The 1131-nt window shown below is 40.9% G+C and carries 1 protein-coding gene and 1 pseudogene; both read left to right on the forward strand.

Annotated features, from left to right (window positions below):
- A pseudogene (locus AC0QT4_RS09175) lies at window positions 1-632 on the forward strand (DUF1376 domain-containing protein); the annotation flags it as partial.
- 4 nt (window positions 633-636) lie between these two features.
- A complete protein-coding gene (locus AC0QT4_RS09180) occupies window positions 637-1056 on the forward strand; it encodes a hypothetical protein (RefSeq protein ID WP_473201359.1) in 420 nt (139 codons plus the stop codon).
- Window positions 1057-1131: the final 75 nt, after the last annotated feature.

The raw sequence follows: 1131 nt of genomic DNA on the forward strand, positions 1-1131 counted from the left end.
ATAACACTATCGTGTTATCAAAAAAAGAAAACGATATTGATTTTGAAAATATCGAAATTGTTAATGAGGGTTATGAACCATCAGAAGATCATGATTGCGAAAAGCTAGCAGATCCAATCGCAACGGGTGCAGAGGATCAACCTCCCATTCACGAGCAAGAAAACGTTCCCAAAAAAGCAAAACGGGCAAGAACTGATCGCGGCTGTCGATTACCGGACGATTTTGAACCTGATTTGCAATACGCAATCGATAAAGGCTTAACGCATGATGAGGCGCTGTTAGAAGTTGAACGCTTCAGAAATTATTGGCTGGCAAAATCAGGAAAGGATGCAACCAAAAGCGATTGGCAAAAGGCGTGGTACATTTGGATTACACATCCCAAATGGGGTCTTTTAGCACATAAAAAAGAACAATTAGAAAGGGAAAAACGGTATGGAAAAGCGATCATTGAGAACACCGGACAACAACGCGGCCGCTCTTATCGAATTGCACAATACATGTCCGATATCAAAAATTCAGACAGTGCGTACAAGTTTTTATTCGGTGATGACAAAAGAACCACCCTTCCTTTGGTTAACGGGACAAAAACCATCGAGTGCCGAAGCGGAGAGAATTACCTCACTAGCCAATAATGCGTTGCAAGAACTTGAAAACAAAGCAACGGAAGAGGAAATCCAAACCACGTATCTTGTGTTATCGAATGGTCTCAAAAGCCCATCAGAATGCGATGAAAAATCAACAGCGCTTGCGTATTTTTATACCCTCGATGGTATAAGCAGCTGGGCATTGCAAACGGCAACCAAGAACGTTTTGAAAGGCAAAGCAGAAGGTTTAAACGCAACCTTTATGCCGTCAACAGCCGATTTTTATCGCTATTGTGAGCAGCTTGAAAGCAACATACGCATGACTATCGATTACATCGTTAGGAGCCTTGAAAAACCTGAGATACAAGACAAGGGGAAAGAGGCGCCTTTAGTGGCTGATGAGCATTTAAAAAAGCTCCAAAAAGAGCTTAATGAAGTTTTAAAGGGCATCGAGGATAAGATAGCAAAGTGATGGAATTTTGTATGAGATATTGGGATAGATATGCGTTTAAATCGATAAAAAAGACCGTACAAAGCAATTTAAAGA

This window comes from Bartonella sp. EBT8 (assembly GCF_055796165.1).